The following is a 17,278-nucleotide window of genomic DNA, read 5'->3' on the forward strand; positions in this document are numbered from 1 at the left end:
GAGAGGCAGGCGCGATCTGCATGTGCGCCTGCGTCGAACGCAGGACTTTCTGCCACGCGCGCCCCTTGAGCCACTTGCATTGCAGCATGGGCCCGCGGTCTAATGACCTATCGGTGTTTCGAAATGCCCCGGCGCTCGGCCGGACGCTGAACGGAACGAATTGGATCGCCAACGCAACCCGAAGCGCGATCCCAACAACAGGGGCTGAACATGGCCGCAGAGCGGGCTCAAAACCTTCAGGACACCTTCCTCAACCACGTCCGCAAGCAGAAAATTCCGCTGACGATTTTCCTCGTCAACGGCGTGAAGCTGCAGGGCGTCGTCACCTGGTTCGACAATTTCTGCGTGCTGCTCCGTCGCGACGGACATTCGCAGCTCGTCTACAAGCATGCCATCTCGACGATTATGCCCGGCCATCCGGTCCAGCTCTTCGAACCCGAGGAAACGGAGAAGGCCTGAGACCGTGGCAGGACGCTCGGGCACGGACGATGTACCGGCCGGGGTGAAGCCGCTCGACGAGATCGAGCGCGACATCGCGGCCAACACCCGTGCCTTCGTCATCGGCCCTTACCTCCAGCGCCGCGGCGCGGCGGCGGATGCGAATCAACGCTCCTTCGCCGCGCGCCTCGACGAGGCGGTGGGGCTGGCAGCGGCGATCGATCTTTCCGTGGTGGAACCGATCTCTGCGCTGCTGACGGCGCTGAGACCGGCGACCTATCTCGGCAAGGGCAAGGTCGAAGAGATCGCCGAGCGCATCACCAATGAGGAGATCGGCCTCGTCGTGATGGATTGTGCACTGTCGCCGGTGCAGCAGCGCAACCTTGAAAAGGCCTGGGGCTGCAAGGTCATCGACCGAACCGGCCTGATCCTTGAGATCTTCGGTCGGCGAGCCCGCACCAAGGAAGGTGCGCTGCAGGTCGAGCTTGCCCATCTCAACTACCAGAAGAGCCGTCTGGTACGGTCCTGGACCCACCTGGAACGCCAGCGCGGCGGCTTCGGCTTTCTTGGAGGCCCCGGCGAGACGCAAATCGAGGCCGACCGGCGCGTCATCCAGGAGCGAATGACCAAGATCGAGCGCGATCTCGATACGGTGAAGCGCACTCGCTCGCTGCATCGCGCTAGCCGGAAACGGGTGCCTTATCCGGTTGTTGCGCTGGTTGGTTACACCAATGCTGGAAAGTCGACGCTGTTCAATCGATTGACCTCGGCCGACGTCCTGGCCCAGGACATGCTGTTTGCGACGCTCGACCCGACGGCGCGCGCGATCAAGCTGCCGCATGGCGCCCGCATCATGCTCTCTGACACCGTCGGTTTCATTTCGGATCTGCCGACCCAGCTCATCGCGGCCTTCCGCGCCACACTCGAGGATGCGATCGAGGCCGATGTGCTGCTGCATGTGCGTGACCTCGCTCATGACGACACGCAGGCGCAGGCTGCCGATGTGCAGGCCATCCTGAGGGATCTGGGCATCGATCCGGATGACGGACAGCGCGTCGTCGAGGTCTGGAACAAGGCTGACCTGCTTATCGGAGCTGAGCACGACCGGCAGCTTGCGCTGGCAGAACTCAGGCCGGCTGCGTCGCGCCCAGTCCTGGTGTCAGCCCTGACCGGCGAAGGGGTCGATCGTCTCACCGACGCGATCGAGACCCGCATCGCGCGCAGCCGGCCGGTCTACCGGCTCACGCTCGAACCCGGCGACGGCAAGTCGCTTGCCTGGCTGCATACCAATGGCGAGGTCCTCAGCCGCGAAGATGCGGAGGACGGCGCTCTCGCCTTGACCGTGCGGCTTCCGCCGGAGCGGGAAGGCGCGTTTGGGGCGCGCTTTCCCCGGGCCGAGCGCCAAGGTTAATCGGACCGGATATCGTATCCGGTCCGATGATCTGACTTTCTGTATTTGCATCGGCTTTGCCCCGAAAACCGCAATCCACTTTTCGGGCCGCTCCTTTAGAGCCGGATCTCAGACGAAGTCGAACCGGTCGACATCGACCAGCCCCTTGTCGGTGATCTTGAGGTGCGGGATCACCGGCAGTGTCAGGAAGGCGACCTGCAGGAATGGCTCGGCCAGCACGACGCCGAGTGCCTTCGCTTCCGCTCGCAAGCCCTCCAGCCCGTGCCGCACGACCTCGAAAGGCTGGTCGCTCATCAGCCCCGCGACCGGCAGCGCCAACTCCGCCTTGACCGCGCCGCCATCCGCGACGGCGAACCCGCCCCCGATCTCGATCAGCCGGTTGGCGGCCGCCGCCATCGAGGCTTCGTCGACGCCGACAACGCAGAGATTATGGCTGTCATGGCCGACCGAGGAGGCGATGGCGCCGTGTTTCATGCCAAAGCCGTGGACGAAGCCGGTTGCGATGCCGTTCGTCTTGCCGTGCCGTTCGATCACCGTGACCTTGACGGCGTCCTGAGCGAGGTCGGGCAGGGCTTCGCCATCCCTGGCGGGCAGGGACATCGCCAGCCGCTCGGTGATGATACGGCCTGGCACGACACCGATGATGGGGGTGCCGCCGGAACGGGCCGCAACCTTGAAATCTCCCGGCTCCAGCGTGCGGCACCGGACGCTGCCGAGGCCGACCGGAGCAACGGGCTTGCGATCCGCGAAGAGCGTACCGTCGACAAGCCGGCCTCCCGCGAAGACGGACTTCGCCCGGCAGGTCGCGAGATCATCCACGAGCACGATGTCGGCCCGCTTGCCGGGGCCGATGAAGCCGCGATCGAACAGACCGAAATTCCGCGCAGCCGAGAGCGTCGCAACGCGATAGGTCGCGAGCACATCCGCTCCGGCGGTAATCGCGGTGCGGATCATGTAATCGAGATGGCCTTCCTCGGCGATGTCGAGTGGATTGCGATCGTCAGTGCAGAAGGTGAGGAAGGGGGAGGCATCGCGCGTGATCAGCGGGATCAGCGCATGCAGGTCCTTCGACACCGAGCCCTCGCGGATCAGGATCGCCATGCCCTTGGCAAGCTTCTCGCGCGCCTCCTCGGCTGTGGTCGTTTCATGGTCGGTGCGGATTCCGGCCGAGAGGTAGCCGTTCAGGTCCATTCCGCGGACCAGCGGGGCGTGGCCATCGATATGCCGGTGCGAGAAAGCCTCGAGCTTGGCGAGGCAAGCGGGATCGCGGTGGAGTACGCCCGGGAAGTTCATGAACTCCGCAAGCCCGATCACCTTGGGATGGTCCATCAGCGGCGTCAGGTCACCCGCTTCCAGCCGAGCCCCTGCCGTTTCCAGATGGGTCGCCGGCACGCAGCTCGAGAGCTGCACGCGCAGGTCCATGCGCATCGCCTCGGCGCAGCGCAGGAAATAGCTGATGCCCTCGACGCCAAGGACATTGGCGATCTCGTGGGGGTCGCAGATCGCGGTCGTGACCCCGTGCGGCAGCACGCAGCGCTCGAACTCGAACGGCGTCACCAGTGACGATTCGACATGGAGATGCGTGTCGATGAAGCCGGGAACGGCGATCAGTCCCCCGGCATCGAAACTCTCGATGCCCTCATAGCGACCATAGGTGCCGACGATTGTTTCGCCGCAGAGCGCGATATCGGTCTCGACCAGGGCGCCGGTGACGAGGTCGAACAGCCTGGCGCCCCGAATGACGAGATCCGCGGGCTCGTCGCCACGGCCCTGTGCGATACGGCGGGAAAGGGTTGCGGCGTCGGTCATGGCGAGGGTTCCATTTGGTCCAGGCGTGGCAGCGTGCACGTCGCTCGATGCAAAGTCGACTTGGACGGCGCACGTTGCCGGCCTAGATAGGCTGTCTCGCCCGTCAGCCTAAGGGGTTCCGCCATGAAGCTCACCTGGTTCGGCCATTCGGCCTTCCGCCTCGATCTCCCCGGCGCATCGTTGTTGATCGACCCGTTCTTCACCGGCAACCCGGCCTTCGAGGGCAATGCCAATGAGGCGTCGAAGGGCGTCAGCCATATCGTGATCACCCATGGCCATGGCGATCATATCGGCGACGCGCTTGCCATCGCCGAGGCCAATCACGCGACCGTCGTCACCAATTTTGACCTGTGCATGTATCTCGCCTCGAAGGGCCTGAAGAAGTTCGAGCCGATGAATACCGGCGGCACGGTCGATCTCGGCTCATTCCAGACGACACTGGTCAGGGCCGATCACTCGGCCGGGCTGGTCGAGGCCGGGGTGGGTTTTCCGCTCGGCAGCGCTAATGGCGTGGTCATCAAGGCGCCGGGCGAGAATACACTCTGGCATATGGGCGACACCGACATCTTCCCGGGCATGGCGCTGATCAGCGAACTGCATGCCGTCGACATCTGCATCTGTCCGATCGGCGATCGCTTCACCATGGGCGCGAAGACCGCTGCGCTGGCCATGACCCGGTTCGTCAAGCCGAAGGCGGCAATTCCCTGTCATTACGGCTCCTTCCCGATCATCGCCCAGAATGCCGACGAATTCGTCGCGGCGCTGAAGGACAGTGATGTGCGGGCTGTCGTGCCGAAGAAGGGCGAGGCGATCGAGCTCTGACACGGCGCCCGTCATCCCGGACAAGCGGCGAAGCCGGGTCGCTCCGGGATCGACCCCGAGCTTAGGTCCTTGACGATAGATCCCGGCGCGGTCGGGATCGCGATGATCCGTCAGTATTGACTTATCCTTTTGCCGCCGACGCGCTATAGCGCGGGCAAATCAGTTTCGGCTTGTTCAGCCAAAGTTTCAGGAGCCTGCCATGTCGGTCGATCTCGCCACCGTGAAGCGCGTCGCGCATCTGGCGCGCATTGCCGTGCCCGAGGCCGATCTGCCCAAGCTGCAAGGCGAGCTCAACGCCATCCTCGGCTTCGTCGAGCAGTTGAACGAAGTCGATGTCACCGGCGTCGAGCCGATGACATCGGTGACGCCGATGGCGATGACGCAGCGCCAGGATGTCGTTACGGATGGTGAGATCGCCGATCGGATCGTCGCCAATGCGCCGGTCTCCGAGGACAATTTCTTCATGGTGCCGAAGGTGGTCGAATAGGCGCTGAGCCGCCCTTTCTACCGCCCGAGATGCGCCAGGCGCGCTCCGCGGGCTCCTCCCAGTTCAATTTGCCGGAAACCACTGACGTGACCGACCTGACCCGCCTGACGCTGACCGAGGCCCGCGACGGCCTCAAGGCAAAGACCTTTTCCGCGACCGATCTCGCCAAGGCGCATATCGCTGCCATCGAGAAGGCCCGTGCGCTCAACGCCTTCGTGCTGGAGACGCCGGAGCACGCGCTGAAGCAGGCCGCGACTTCCGATGCCAGGCTGGCGAAGGGCGAGGGCGGCCCGCTGGAAGGACTGCCGCTCGGCATCAAGGATCTCTTCGCCACCGAGGGCGTGCGCACCACCGCCTGCTCGAAGATCCTCGGCGAATTCGTGCCGGCTTATGAATCGACCGTCACGAGCCAGCTCTGGCGCGATGGCGCGGTGATGCTCGGCAAGCTCAACAATGACGAATTCGCCATGGGCTCGTCGAACGAGACCAGCGCCTTCGGCAATGTCGTCAATCCCTGGCGCCGCAGCGGCTCGAATGTCGGGGCAGGGGGCTCCGGCGCGATCGAGGGCAACCATCTGGTTCCGGGTGGTTCGTCCGGCGGTTCGGCCGCTGCCGTCGCCGCCGATCTCTGCCTGGCCGCCACTGCGACCGATACCGGCGGCTCGATCCGCCAGCCGGCCGCCTTCACCGGTACGGTCGGCATCAAGCCGACCTATGGCCGGTGCTCGCGCTGGGGCACAGTCGCCTTCGCCTCCTCGCTCGACCAGGCCGGCCCGATCGGCAAGACGGTGCGTGACAGCGCCGTGATGCTGCGCTCGATGGCCGGTTACGACGCCAAGGACACGACCTCCGCGAACCTCGCCGTGCCGGATTACGAGGCGGCTGTCGGCCGCTCGGTGAAGGGCATGAAGATCGGCATTCCCAAGGAATACCGGCTCGACGGCATGTCGCCCGAGATCGAGGCCCTCTGGCAGCAGGGCATCGCCTGGTTGAAGGCGGCCGGTGCGGAGATCGTCAATATCTCGCTACCCCATACGAAATATGCTCTGCCCGCCTATTATATCGTCGCGCCGGCGGAGGCCTCCTCCAACCTCGCCCGCTATGACGGCGTGCGCTACGGCCTGCGCGTACCGGGCCGCGACATCGTCGAGATGTATGAGAAGACCCGCGCCGAAGGTTTTGGCGCCGAGGTCAAGCGCCGCATCATGATCGGCACCTATGTGCTCTCGGCCGGCTATTACGACGCCTATTACCTCAGGGCCCAGAAGGTTCGCACGCTGATCAAGCGCGATTTCGAGTTGGCCTATGCCGACGGCATCGACGCGGTGCTGACGCCGGCGACGCCGTCGGCGGCCTTTGGCATCGGCGAGAAGGGCTCCTCCGACCCGGTCGAGATGTATCTCAACGACGTCTTCACGGTCACCGTGAACATGGCCGGCCTGCCGGGTATCGCAGTTCCCGCGGGACAGGATGCCCAGGGCCTGCCGCTTGGCCTGCAGCTGATCGGCCGCCCCTTCGACGAGGAGACGCTGTTCTCGCTCGGCCAGGTCATCGAGGACGCGGCTGGCCGCTTCACGGTTGGCGAGAAGTGGTGGGCGTAAGCGCCTGACCACACCAATTCCGGGCACCTCCAGGCAGGGGCCCGGGTTCGTCACGTGGATCTTCTGAGTTTCCGGGTCGTTTCTGGCTCTGCATCACCTTGCGGTTTGTCCGGCAGGCGCGGGCTGATTTCCGCTGGGCCGTGCTTTGGGGCTAGGCTTGCGGAATGATCTTCAGCCGCGCCATCGCCTGGGCCTGTCTCACTTTCCTGCAAGGGGCACTGGCCTTCGTCGGCGCGCTCCTGCTTCTCCTGATCATCGTGCAGCAGGTGAGGGGCGATGCCGGCGCGCAGCCCCTCGCGAACCTGATCGCGGCTGCCATTGCCGCCGTCTCCGCCTTCGCATGCCGTATCCTGGCACGGAAGTTCGCATGAAAAAGCCCGCCCTACCGGATGGGGTAAGGCGGGCGTTCTTCGTTAAACCGGCGCTTAATGCGCAGCTGGATGGGCGTCCTTGCCGGCGGCGGGATCGTCCTTCTTCTTGCGCGACAGCACGCTCGCGAGCCAGCGCACCACCACATAGAACACCGGGGTGAACAGCAGGCCGAACAGCGTCACGCCGATCATGCCGGAGAACACCGCGACGCCGAGAACCTGCCGCATCTCGGCGCCGGCACCGACAGAGATCGTCAGGGGAAGCACGCCGAGGATGAAGGCGAGCGACGTCATCAGGATCGGCCGCAACCGGGTTCGCGCCGCCGCAATGGCAGCCTCGCGCCGGCTCATGCCCTCGTCCTCGGCCTGCTTGGCGAATTCGACGATCAGGATCGCGTTCTTCGCAGCAAGGCCGACGAGCACGACGAGACCGATATCGACGAGCACATTGCGATCGAAGTCCTTGTAGCCGACGCCGACCATCGCCGCGAGAATACACATCGGCACGATCAGGATGACCGCGAGCGGCAAGGTCCAGCTCTCGTACAGGGCCGCGAGCAGCAGGAAGACGAAGACGACGGCGAGGCCGAAGGCGATGATCGCGGTGTTGCCGGCGAGTTTCTCCTGCAATGCGATCTCGGTCCATTCGAAACCGAATCCGGCCGGCAGCACCTGCTGCGCGATCTTCTCCACCTCCGCGATGCCCTGGCCGGTCGAGAAGCCGCGCGCCATCGAAAGCTGGACCTCGGCCGCCGGATAGAGGTTGTAGCGTGGCACGCGATAGGCGCCGGTCGTGTCGGAGAAGGTCGCGACCGAGCCGATCGGCACCATCTCGCCGTCGACATTGCGCGTCTTCAACGCGGCGACGTCGCGGATGTCGAGCCGGTAGGGATTGTCGGCCTGCGCCGTCACCCGGAAGGTGCGGCCCAGAATATTGAAATCGTTGACATAGGCCGATCCCATATAGACCGACAGGGTCTCGAACACCCGGGTCACGGGCACGCCGAGCATTTCGGCCTTGGTTCGGTCGATATCGGCGTAGATCTGCGGCGTCCTGGTCGAGAACAGCGTGAACGGCTGCTGGATGCCCGGAGCCTTGCCTGCGGTTCCGGCCACGGCCCAGGTGGCGCCTTCGAGCGCCGGCAGGCCGCGCCCGCCACGATCCTGGACATAGCCCTTGAGACCACCGCCGCTGCCGATTCCGGGAACGGCCGGAGGCTCGATCACCAGGGCGAAGGCTTCGCCGATCTGGCCCAGTTGGGCGCGCAGATCGTTGAGGATGCCCTGGGTCGTGAGGCCGGCCTTGGCCCGTTCCCTGAAGTCGCTGAGCGTGACGAAGGCGACACCGGCGTTGGGCGCCAGCGTGAAGGTTGCGCCGTCAAGGCCGGCGAAGGCGACGATATGGGCGACGCCCGGCCGCGACAGCAGCATGTCGGTCGCCTTGCGGATGACCTCGTCGGTTCGCGGCAGCGCCGAGCCCGGAGGCAGTTGCACGACGGCGATGAAGTAACCGCGGTCGAGCTGTGGCACCAGGCCCGTCGGAATGGCAGCGAGGCGCTGGCCGGCAACCGCAATCAGGGCGGCATAGACCAGCAGCATGATGACGCCGAAGCGGATCAGGCGCGAGGTCGCAGCGCCGTAGCCGCGCGAGAGCCAGTCGAATGCCTTGTTGAAGTACTTGAAGAACCAGCGGAGCGGCGCACCGATCGCGGCAAGGAAGCCCTTCGGCTCCTCGTGGTTGTGCGGCTTCAGCAGGATCGCCGACAGTGCCGGCGACAGGGTCAGCGAAACGAAGCACGAGATCGCCGTGGAGGCTGCGATCGTCACTGCGAACTGCTGGTAGAACGTGCCCTGCAGGCCGGTGATGAAGGCGGTCGGGATGAACACGGCGCAAAGCACGAGCGCGATCGCGAGCAGCGCGCCACCGACCTCGTCCATGGTCTTGTGCGCTGCTTCCTTGGCGCTCATGCCTTGCGCCAGATAGCGCTCGACATTCTCGACCACGACGATCGCATCGTCGACGACGATACCGATCGCCAGCACCAGCGCCAGCAGCGAGATCGTGTTGAAGGAGATGCCGACCGCGCTCATCACCAGGAAGGTGCCGACCAGCGAGACCGGGATCGCGATGATCGGAATGATCGCCGCGCGCCAGGTCTGCAGGAACAGGATCACGACGAAAACGACGAGCACGATCGCTTCGAGCAGCGTCGTCACCACGGCGGAGACGGATTCTCCGATGAACTCCGTCGGGTTGTAGACGATCTTGTACTCGACCCCGGCCGGGAAGTTCTTCGACAGTCCGTCCATCGTCTTGATGAGCGCTTCGGAGGCCGCCAGCGCGTTCGAGCCCGGACGCTGGAATACGCCGATCGCGACGGCTTCCTTGTTGTCGAGATAGGAGTTCGACAGGTAATCCTGCGCGCCGAGCTCGACGCGGGCGACGTCGCGGACGCGGATCGTACCGCCATCCGCGTCCGAACGGACGACGATATTGTAGAACTCGTCGACGCTGGTGAGGCGCCCCTGCGTGTTGACCGAAAGCTGGAAGGCGCCGTCCGATTTCGCCGGCGGCTGGTTGATCGCGCCCGCCGCGACCTGGATGTTGGCGGCGCGGATCGCGGCGATGACATCGCCGGCAGTCAGGTTGCGCGCCGCGACCTTGGCGGGATCGAGCCAGACTCGCATGGAGTAGTCGCGCGCGCCGAAGACCTGGACGTCGCCGACACCCTCGACGCGCGTCAGCACGTCCTTCACGTTGAGCGTCGTGTAATTCGAGACGTATTGCTGGTCGCGCGAGCCGTCGGGCGACAGCATGTGAATGACCATCAGGAAGTCGGGCGAGGCCTTGCGGACCTGCAGGCCGAGCGTACGCACATCCTGCGGCAGGCGCGGCTCGGCTGCCGAGACCCGGTTCTGCACCAGCACCTGAGCCTGGTCGACATCGGTGCCGGCCTTGAAGACGACGCTGATCGTGACGCGCCCGTCGCCGGTCGACTGCGACGAAATATAGAGCATGTCGTCGACGCCGTTGACCTCCTGCTCGATCGGCGCGGCGACGGTCGAGGCGACGACCTCGGCCGATGCGCCCGGATAGGTCGCGGTGATCGTGACGGTCGGTGGCGCGATCTCGGGATATTCCGCGATCGGCAGGCCACGCTGCGCGATGGCGCCGGCGATCGTCAGCAGGATCGAGAGAACGGTCGCGAAGATCGGCCGGTCGATGAAGAAATGCGCAAAGCGAAACATGCTGGGATCCTGGCCGGGAGGGCAGGGCGGACGGGCGATGCCGTCCGCATCCGGTGATGGCGACGTGAGCCGTCAGTTGGTCGCGGCGACCTTGATCTCGCCGGCCTGCGGTGTGACGGTGACGCCGGGCCGCACCATCGGGCTGGCGAGCCCGTTGATGATGACCTTGTCGTCCCTTTCCAGTCCCTTGGTGATCACGCGCAACCCGTCCGTGATCTGACCGAGCACCACCGGCTTGGGCACGACCTTGTTGTCGGCTCCGACCGTCAGCACGATCTTGCTGGCCTGGTCCGAGACGATGACCGCATCGGGAACGAGCAATGCTTCGACCTGACCGGCATAGACGCGCACGCGTCCAAAGGTGCCGGGCGTCAGGAACTGGTCCTTGTTCTCGAACACGGCACGGCTGCGGATCGTGCCTGAGCGGGCATTGAAGGCATTGTCGACGAAGTCGATCTTGCCCTGGCGCTTCCAGCTCGTTTCGTCCGCGAGCCTGACCTGTGCGGTCGGAGCGCTTTCACGGTTCGTGAGGCCGCGCTGTTCGCCGGCGAGCCGCGAGTAGCGGAGATAATCGGCTTCCGACGTGTCGAACACGAAATTGATCGGATCGGTGGCCACGATCGTCGTCAGCAGCGTCGCGCCCGACTGGCCGCCCGCGACGAGGTTGCCTGCATCGACGCGCTTGTTGGAGATCCGGCCGGACAGGGGGGCGCGAACCTGCGTCCACTCCAGATTGAGCTCGGCCGTCTTGAGATTGGCCTCGGCCGCCTGCTGGGAGGCGACCGCGCCGTTCAGATTGGCGCGGCGCTGGTCGATGTCGCGGACCGTGATCGTACGGTTCTGCGTCAGGGCCTCGGCGCGCTCGACCTCATTCTGGGCGAGCTCGACCTGGGCCTTGGCCCGCGCGACTTCCGCGCGTGCCGCATCGACGGCAAGCTGATACGGGCGCTGGTCGATGGTGAAGAGCATATCGCCCTTGTTGACCCGATCGCCGTCGCGGAAATGGATGCTGTCGAGGAAGCCGGAGACGCGAGCCCTGACTTCGACCTGCTCGCGCGCTTCGAAGCGGCCTGTGTACTCGTCCCAATTGGTGACGCGCTGGGCGAGAGGCGTTGCAGTCTGGACCGGCGGAGCCGGCGGGGCGCCCTGGGCGAGGGCCGTGGCGGCGGACGTGGCGAGCAGCACCGCGAAGGTGGCAAGAGTCCGACCCGTTGAGCGGCGGATTTGCATGAAGAACTCCGGATAGCGGGGCCGGCGCAACCATTCTCGGTTTCCGGGCCGCGCGCAAGAAAGGTCGCGTTGTGACGATTGTCAAGTTCCGTCACTCGACAGGGAGGCGAATGACGACAGATTAGCAACATTCCGGCCAGGGGGTGACAGGATGGCAACAGACGCTTGCCGCCCGGGCGCCAAGGTTCTACCGAAGACGCGACCTGACCAGAGTTGGAAGACCGATATGAACGCGCATGCCCGCCCTGCCGACCCGAAGAAGCTGATCAAGGGTGCAACCGGCGATTGGGAAATCATCGTCGGCATGGAGATCCATGCCCAGGTCACCTCCAACGCGAAACTCTTCTCAGGCGCCTCCACCGCCTTCGGGGGCGAGCCGAACGAGCATGTCAGCCTGGTCGACGCGGCCATGCCCGGCATGCTGCCGGTGATCAATGCCGAATGCGTGCGTCAGGCGGTTCGTACCGGCCTAGGGTTGAACGCGCGCATCAACAACCGGTCCGTGTTCGACCGCAAGAACTATTTTTATCCTGACCTGCCGCAGGGCTACCAGATCAGCCAGTACAAGAGCCCGATCGTCGGCGAAGGTGAGATCGTCGTCGATCTCTCGCCGACCGAGCAGATCAGCGTCGGCATCGAGCGGCTCCATCTGGAGCAGGATGCCGGCAAGTCGATCCACGACCAGCATCCGACGATGAGCTTCGTCGATCTCAATCGTTCCGGCGTCGCCCTGATGGAGATCGTCTCGCGCCCCGATCTGCGCTCGGCCGACGAGGCCAAGGCCTATGTCACCAAGCTGCGCACGATCCTGCGCTATCTCGGAACCTGCGATGGCGACATGGAGAAGGGCAACCTGCGCGCCGACGTCAATGTCTCGGTGCGCCGCCCCGGCGAACCCCTGGGCACGCGCTGCGAGATCAAGAACGTCAATTCGATCCGCTTCATCGGCCAGGCGGTCGATGTCGAGGCACGCCGCCAGGTCGCCATCCTCGAGGATGGCGGCAAGATCGACCAGGAAACGCGGCTCTACGATCCCGGCAAGGGCGAGACCCGCTCGATGCGCTCCAAGGAGGAGGCGCATGACTATCGCTATTTCCCGGACCCGGACCTGCTGCCGCTCGAATTCGACGATGTCTTCGTCGAGGACCTGAAGGCCGCCCTGCCGGAACTGCCCGACGCCAAGAAGGCGCGCTTCATCGCCGAATACGGGCTGACGCCCTATGATGCCTCCGTGCTTGTCGCCGAGCGCGAGCAGGCCGATTATTTCGAGGCCGTCGCCAAGGGCCGTGACGGCAAGGCCGCCGCGAACTGGGTGATCAACGAGTTGTTCGGCCGGCTGAACAAGGAAGGCAAGGATGTGACCGCCTCGCCGGTCTCGGCCGCCCAGCTCGGTGGCCTCGTCGATCTGCTGGGCGAGAGCGTCATCTCGGGCAAGATCGCCAAGGATCTGTTCGAGATCCTATGGTCGGAGGGTGGCGACCCGCGCGAGATCGTCGAGACACGCGGCATGAAGCAGGTGACCGACACCGGCGCGATCGAGAAGGCGGTCGACGAGATCATCGCCGGCAATCCGGACAAGGTCGAACAGGTCAAGCTGAAGCCGACCATGCTCGGCTGGTTCGTCGGCCAGGCCATGAAGGCGTCGGGTGGAAAGGCCAATCCCCAGGCGCTGAACGAGATCCTGAGGAAGAAGCTGGGTATCGAGTGACGCCAGACAGGCTCATCATCCGCGACGCGGTTGCGGCCGATCTCCCGGCCGTCCGCTCGCTGTTGGTCGAGACCTGGCACGCCACCTATGACGGCATCTATGGCTGGCGGCGCGTCGCCGAGATCACCAATGCCTGGCATTCGCTGGAAAACCTCAGCGCCCAGCTCGATCGCGACGGCGAGGCCTTCCTCGTTGCGCTGGTCGATGACGACGTCGTTGCCACCTCGTCCGCCCGCCGCGAGCGCGACCGGGCGGCGCTGCTGACGCGGCTCTATGTCCTGCCGGCCTATCAGGGCGTCGGGATCGGTCGCACCTTGCTGCAGGTGACGCTCGCCCATTTTCCACTGGCACCGGTGGCGCGGCTGGAGGTTGAGCTGCAGAACGAGCCCGCGATCGCGTTCTATGAGCGGATGGGCTTCTTCCTGCAACGCTCGGCCCGCTTCGACGGCCGCGACGACACGCCCAATACCTTGCTGATGGCAAAGCGCCTGTTTGCCGAATGACCGCCGCCGGCTGCGCAGCAAGCGTGCCGCCACGGGCTGGCCTCCCGAGCTCCGTTTCGGAATGGGCTTTGCGAGAGCATTTTCCGTGTTTCTCCGAATCGCGGAAATGCTCTAGCTCTTTGTTTTATCGCATTTTCTTCACGCGAACCGGTGTCCACTTCGCTCGAAAATACTCTAACACCGCGCGAACCGCAGGACTGCCCTGCGGTTCGGAGGCTGGCCATGAGCAAAAGCAAGATCGATCCGTCCGAAATTTCCATTCGCCAGGCTCGGCGCGAGGATGTGCAGCGCGTCGTCAGCCTGATCATGCTCGGCTCCGCGACGCAGACGCCAACGGCACAGGATGCTGCAGCTGAAGCCGCGCACCCGGCCTATGAGCGGGCCTTCGACGAGGTTCTGGCGAGCCCGGACAACACGCTCTTCGTCGCCGAGCGCGCCGGAGATGTCGTCGGTACCTTCCAGATCACGCTCATTCCAGGTTTTGTGGCGCGCGGACGCAAGCGCGCGAAATTCGAGAGCATCCACGTGGCGCCGGAAACGCGGGGAATGGGGATCGGCGCGCTGATGATCGCCCACGGGCTCGCCTTCGCAAAGGAGAAGGGAGCGGAGCTGGTCGAACTGACCTCGCACAAGGCTCGGACCGACGCCCATCGCTTCTATCGCAAGCTTGGTTTCGACCAGAGCCATGAAGGCTTCAAGAAGCTGGTCTGATTGCCGCAAAGCCGCCCGGCCTGATCGCGCGCGGCTCCCCATTCCCCAGGCATGACCAACCTGCTTGCGGAGCAGGTCTGCGACCCTTCCGACGGCCTGCCGAGCGGCCTACATCAGACCTCGACGCCAATCGCGACAGGAAAGCTGACATGTCCGCACGTTCGTCAAAGCCGATCGATCTCTATTACTGGCCGACCCCCAATGGCTGGAAAATCGCCATCATGCTCGAGGAGTGCGGGCTCCCCTACAACCTCATCCCCGTGAACATCGGCAAGGGCGATCAGTTCAAGCCCGATTTCCTGGAGATCTCGCCGAATAACCGAATGCCGGCGATCGTCGACCATGACGGGCCGGGCGGAGAGCCGATCTCGGTCTTCGAGTCCGGTGCGATCCTGCAATATCTCGGCCGCAAGACCGGACAATTCTATCCTGCCGATGAGCGTCGCCGCGTCGCGGTCGATGAATGGCTGTTCTGGCAGATGGGTGGCTTTGGGCCGATGCTCGGCCAGACCCACCACTTCCGCATCTACGCGCCCGAGAGGCTGGCCTACGCCATCGACCGCTACACCAATGAGGCCAACCGGCTCTATGGCGTGCTCAACCGCCGTCTCGAGGGCCGCGACTATATCTGCGGCACCTACTCGATTGCCGACATGGCTTGCATCGGCTGGGCCAGGGGCTGGGAGAAGCAGGGCCAGGACATCAGGCAGTTCCCGAATGTCGGGCGCTGGCTGGAGACGATGCAGGCGCGCCCGGCCGTGCAGCGTGGCCTCGCGATCGGCGCCGAACTGCGCAATCCGGCCGGCATCAGCACGCCGGAAGAGAAGGCCATTCTCTTCGGGCAGCGGGCACGCTGAGCTGATCCACTGGCGATGGTCGGCCTTGCCTCGACCATCGCCGTCCCTTCATGTTCGGCCGACGCGTCAGTTAGCCCGCGACCATTTCACCGAGCGGCAGATCATCCCGCCGAGCACGCAGCCCGAGGTGGTCAATATATCTCCGGACAGAGACATCGTGCCGGAATAGGTCTTGCCGTCCTCCGGATTAAAGGCGCTGCCGCTCCATTTGCCGGCGCCGGACGGCTTCATGTCGTAGAAGATGCGCTGGCCGACCTTGGCGGGGCCGTTCGTGTCCTTCAGCCAGGCCAGCATGCCGCACATCGCCTCGCCGCATTTGGCGAAGCGCACCCGCGAGGCGCCGGTATCGCGCAGCCAGGTGCCGCTGACATCCTGTGCCAGGGCAGAGCCAGTGCAGGCGAACGCCAGCGTTGCGAAGCCGAATAGAGCGGCCCTGGCCGAGGTCTTGTGAATCCGCATGCAATCCTCCCGTTTCGATCAGCCATGGCCGCATAGTTCAGATATAAACTATATCGGAGGCGGCTTTCACTTCAAGCGGGGACGCGCTCGGCCTGACGCACGTGGCCGACCGGAACGGTATGGTCGATCGGGTTGCCGCACAGACATGGTTCAACGTCGCCGACGCATTGTGCGCGGCACACGACCTTTCGACCTCATGCCGAGCGGGACAGCTACACGAAGCCGGCCTGCCAGCCTTGTAGGGCGGCGAGGCGGCAGCTATAAGCCGCCGCATTCTCCAGATTGTCCCCAAGGAACCAACGATGGCTGTCCAGCGTACCTTTTCCATTCTCAAGCCCGACGCGACGCGGCGCAACCTGACCGGCGCGGTCAACGCGGTGATCGAGAAGGCTGGCCTGCGCATCGTCGCACAGAAGCGCATCCAGATGACCAAGAGCCAGGCCGAGACCTTCTATGCCGTCCACAAGGAGCGGCCCTTCTTCGGCGAGCTGGTCGAGTTCATGACGTCCGGCCCGGTGGTCGTTCAGGTCCTGGAAGGCGAGAACGCCATCGCCACCTATCGCGACGTGATGGGCGCCACCAACCCGGCGAATGCCGCCGAGGGCACGATCCGCAAGCTCTTCGCCCAGTCGGTTGGTGAGAACACCGCCCATGGTTCGGATGCGCCGGAGACCGCCGCCATTGAGATCGCGCAGTTCTTCGCCGGCAACGAGATCGTCGGCTGAGGCAGCGCCACTGCCGATCGTCTTCGAACGGCGGAGCCAGTGGCTCCGCCGTTTTCGTTGGTGGGTCTATTTGAAACCGAGATCGAAGGCGTAGCTGGCGGAGATGCCGACCGTCAGCGAATCGCGCGAGCCGAACGGCTTGACGATGGGCGATCTGGTCGCGTCGCCGACGAGGTGCTTGTACTCGAGATAGGCGGTCGTCTGCAGCTTCTCGGACCAGTTGTAGCTCACCTGCGCGATCGCGCCGACCGAGTGGACGCCGGCGTTGAAGCGCTGCAGCAGGCCGCCTGTGCCTGCGTAGTTGCCGCCGAAATAGGTCCTGACATAGTCGGCGCCGACGACGCTCATGCGCGGGCCGGCGCCGATCGTCCAGGCGCCGATCTTCTGGAAGGCGTCGATCTTGAAATCGGCGACGAGCGCATCATGCGTAATCACGCCACGGCGCAGGTCGACGCGGCCGCGCAGCCAGGAGGTCGGGTAGAACTCGACAAAGCCGCCGAGCTCGGCGCCGAACTTGACGTCCGGCATGCCGATCAGGGCAGGGTTGGTGCTGGCCTTGCGCTCCCAGAGCAGGTTGCCGGAGAAGCCGACGCGCCAGGCCTTGCCCGAGAAGAAGCCGATGCTGATCGCATCGTCTTCGGATGACCACCAGGTGCTCTTGGTGCCACGCGCCAGATTGACGATCGCCCGCGGCCTGAAGACATAATCGTTCGAGCCTGAATAGTCCGGCGTATAGCGCAGGCCGCCTCCCAGGGTCAGGTGCCAATTCTGGACCGAGTCGGGGGAGGTGAGGGTGGTGTAGTCACTGGACTGGGCTTGGGCGGGGCCGGCTGGCGACAGGCAGAAACTGGCCGCAAGGCCGGTCAGGAACGCAACGCAACGCATCATCGAACTCCG

At 64.8% G+C, this 17,278-nt stretch carries 16 protein-coding genes; 11 read left to right on the plus strand and 5 right to left on the minus strand.

The window, feature by feature from the left end; all coding sequences use genetic code 11:
- Window positions 1–210: 210 nt before the first annotated feature.
- Window positions 211–459: an RNA chaperone Hfq gene (gene hfq, locus FG93_RS30680; protein ID WP_043242697.1), complete on the plus strand. Its 249-nt coding sequence runs from the start codon at window positions 211–213 to the stop codon at window positions 457–459.
- Between the two features lie 4 nt (window positions 460–463).
- A complete protein-coding gene (gene hflX, locus FG93_RS30685; protein WP_244448785.1) occupies window positions 464–1,849 on the plus strand; it encodes a GTPase HflX in 1,386 nt (461 codons plus the stop codon).
- Between the two features lie 108 nt (window positions 1,850–1,957).
- Here hflX and ade read toward each other — a convergent pair whose 3' ends face one another.
- The gene (ade, locus tag FG93_RS30690) at window positions 1,958–3,658 is read right to left on the minus strand and encodes an adenine deaminase (protein ID WP_043242700.1); all 1,701 of its coding nucleotides are present in this window, start codon (window positions 3,656–3,658) and stop codon (window positions 1,958–1,960) included.
- A gap of 123 nt (window positions 3,659–3,781) precedes the next feature.
- Between ade and FG93_RS30695 the strand changes: the two genes are divergently transcribed.
- The 4 genes from FG93_RS30695 (at window position 3,782) to FG93_RS30710 (ending at window position 6,939) form a co-directional block, all read left to right on the plus strand.
- Window positions 3,782–4,480 carry a metal-dependent hydrolase gene (locus FG93_RS30695; protein ID WP_043242702.1) on the plus strand — a complete coding sequence of 233 codons (699 nt, stop codon included), beginning with the start codon at window positions 3,782–3,784 and terminating at the stop codon, window positions 4,478–4,480.
- Window positions 4,481–4,679: 199 nt separating this feature from the next.
- Window positions 4,680–4,967: an Asp-tRNA(Asn)/Glu-tRNA(Gln) amidotransferase subunit GatC gene (gene gatC / locus FG93_RS30700; RefSeq protein WP_043242704.1), complete on the plus strand. Its 288-nt coding sequence runs from the start codon at window positions 4,680–4,682 to the stop codon at window positions 4,965–4,967.
- Between the two features lie 86 nt (window positions 4,968–5,053).
- A complete protein-coding gene (gatA, locus tag FG93_RS30705; protein ID WP_043242747.1) occupies window positions 5,054–6,568 on the plus strand; it encodes an Asp-tRNA(Asn)/Glu-tRNA(Gln) amidotransferase subunit GatA in 1,515 nt (504 codons plus the stop codon).
- A 164-nt stretch (window positions 6,569–6,732) separates the two neighbouring features.
- On the plus strand, window positions 6,733–6,939 hold the full coding sequence (locus FG93_RS30710; protein WP_043242705.1) for a hypothetical protein: 207 nt from the start codon (window positions 6,733–6,735) through the stop codon (window positions 6,937–6,939).
- A 54-nt stretch (window positions 6,940–6,993) separates the two neighbouring features.
- Here the strand turns inward: FG93_RS30710 and FG93_RS30715 are convergent, their stop codons facing one another.
- Together FG93_RS30715 and FG93_RS30720 are read right to left on the minus strand one after the other, a co-directional pair.
- Window positions 6,994–10,188, minus strand: coding sequence for an efflux RND transporter permease subunit (locus FG93_RS30715; RefSeq protein WP_043242707.1), 3,195 nt, complete (start codon window positions 10,186–10,188; stop codon window positions 6,994–6,996).
- Window positions 10,189–10,260: 72 nt separating this feature from the next.
- Window positions 10,261–11,418, minus strand: a complete 1,158-nt coding sequence (locus tag FG93_RS30720) for an efflux RND transporter periplasmic adaptor subunit (RefSeq protein ID WP_043242748.1) — start codon at window positions 11,416–11,418, stop codon at window positions 10,261–10,263.
- A gap of 226 nt (window positions 11,419–11,644) precedes the next feature.
- On the opposite strand from FG93_RS30720, the gene gatB reads away from it, so the two are divergent.
- From gatB to FG93_RS30740, 4 genes are all read left to right on the plus strand, one after another.
- Window positions 11,645–13,126: an Asp-tRNA(Asn)/Glu-tRNA(Gln) amidotransferase subunit GatB gene (gene gatB, locus FG93_RS30725; RefSeq protein ID WP_043242708.1), complete on the plus strand. Its 1,482-nt coding sequence runs from the start codon at window positions 11,645–11,647 to the stop codon at window positions 13,124–13,126.
- Entirely contained in the window at window positions 13,123–13,629 is a 507-nt protein-coding gene (locus tag FG93_RS30730; protein ID WP_052514402.1) for a GNAT family N-acetyltransferase, read from the plus strand. The genes gatB and FG93_RS30730 overlap by 4 nt, the downstream gene beginning before the upstream one ends.
- A gap of 222 nt (window positions 13,630–13,851) precedes the next feature.
- Window positions 13,852–14,340, plus strand: coding sequence for a GNAT family N-acetyltransferase (locus FG93_RS30735; protein WP_043242709.1), 489 nt, complete (start codon window positions 13,852–13,854; stop codon window positions 14,338–14,340).
- Window positions 14,341–14,489: 149 nt separating this feature from the next.
- Window positions 14,490–15,197 carry a glutathione S-transferase N-terminal domain-containing protein gene (locus FG93_RS30740; protein WP_043242711.1) on the plus strand — a complete coding sequence of 236 codons (708 nt, stop codon included), beginning with the start codon at window positions 14,490–14,492 and terminating at the stop codon, window positions 15,195–15,197.
- A 66-nt stretch (window positions 15,198–15,263) separates the two neighbouring features.
- On the opposite strand, the gene FG93_RS30745 is transcribed toward FG93_RS30740, so the two are convergent.
- Complete coding sequence (locus FG93_RS30745) at window positions 15,264–15,656, minus strand: DUF2147 domain-containing protein (protein ID WP_043242712.1); 393 nt, start codon at window positions 15,654–15,656, stop codon at window positions 15,264–15,266.
- 302 nt (window positions 15,657–15,958) lie between these two features.
- Here FG93_RS30745 and ndk point away from each other — a divergent pair, with 302 nt between their 5' ends.
- Entirely contained in the window at window positions 15,959–16,381 is a 423-nt protein-coding gene (gene ndk / locus FG93_RS30750) for a nucleoside-diphosphate kinase (RefSeq protein WP_043242714.1), read from the plus strand.
- A 66-nt stretch (window positions 16,382–16,447) separates the two neighbouring features.
- Here ndk and FG93_RS30755 read toward each other — a convergent pair whose 3' ends face one another.
- Window positions 16,448–17,266: a MipA/OmpV family protein gene (locus FG93_RS30755; protein WP_161783919.1), complete on the minus strand. Its 819-nt coding sequence runs from the start codon at window positions 17,264–17,266 to the stop codon at window positions 16,448–16,450.
- Between the last annotated feature and the right edge of the window lie 12 nt (window positions 17,267–17,278).

The organism is Allobosea sp. LC85 (genome assembly GCF_000735605.1).
In the GTDB taxonomy this organism is placed as follows: domain Bacteria; phylum Pseudomonadota; class Alphaproteobacteria; order Rhizobiales; family Beijerinckiaceae; genus Allobosea.

What these genes read in the sequence shown, in the direction of transcription:
- hfq (WP_043242697.1), top strand. Translation starts at nt 211, where the DNA reads ATGGCCGCAGAGCGGGCTCAAAACCTTCAGGACACCTTCCTCAACCAC.
- ade (WP_043242700.1), bottom strand. Translation starts at nt 3,658, where the DNA reads ATGACCGACGCCGCAACCCTTTCCCGCCGTATCGCACAGGGCCGTGGC.
- FG93_RS30695 (WP_043242702.1), top strand. Translation starts at nt 3,782, where the DNA reads ATGAAGCTCACCTGGTTCGGCCATTCGGCCTTCCGCCTCGATCTCCCC.
- gatC (WP_043242704.1), top strand. Translation starts at nt 4,680, where the DNA reads ATGTCGGTCGATCTCGCCACCGTGAAGCGCGTCGCGCATCTGGCGCGC.
- FG93_RS30710 (WP_043242705.1), top strand. Translation starts at nt 6,733, where the DNA reads ATGATCTTCAGCCGCGCCATCGCCTGGGCCTGTCTCACTTTCCTGCAA.
- FG93_RS30715 (WP_043242707.1), bottom strand. Translation starts at nt 10,188, where the DNA reads ATGTTTCGCTTTGCGCATTTCTTCATCGACCGGCCGATCTTCGCGACC.
- FG93_RS30720 (WP_043242748.1), bottom strand. Translation starts at nt 11,418, where the DNA reads ATGCAAATCCGCCGCTCAACGGGTCGGACTCTTGCCACCTTCGCGGTG.
- gatB (WP_043242708.1), top strand. Translation starts at nt 11,645, where the DNA reads ATGAACGCGCATGCCCGCCCTGCCGACCCGAAGAAGCTGATCAAGGGT.
- FG93_RS30735 (WP_043242709.1), top strand. Translation starts at nt 13,852, where the DNA reads ATGAGCAAAAGCAAGATCGATCCGTCCGAAATTTCCATTCGCCAGGCT.
- FG93_RS30740 (WP_043242711.1), top strand. Translation starts at nt 14,490, where the DNA reads ATGTCCGCACGTTCGTCAAAGCCGATCGATCTCTATTACTGGCCGACC.
- FG93_RS30745 (WP_043242712.1), bottom strand. Translation starts at nt 15,656, where the DNA reads ATGCGGATTCACAAGACCTCGGCCAGGGCCGCTCTATTCGGCTTCGCA.
- ndk (WP_043242714.1), top strand. Translation starts at nt 15,959, where the DNA reads ATGGCTGTCCAGCGTACCTTTTCCATTCTCAAGCCCGACGCGACGCGG.
- FG93_RS30755 (WP_161783919.1), bottom strand. Translation starts at nt 17,266, where the DNA reads ATGCGTTGCGTTGCGTTCCTGACCGGCCTTGCGGCCAGTTTCTGCCTG.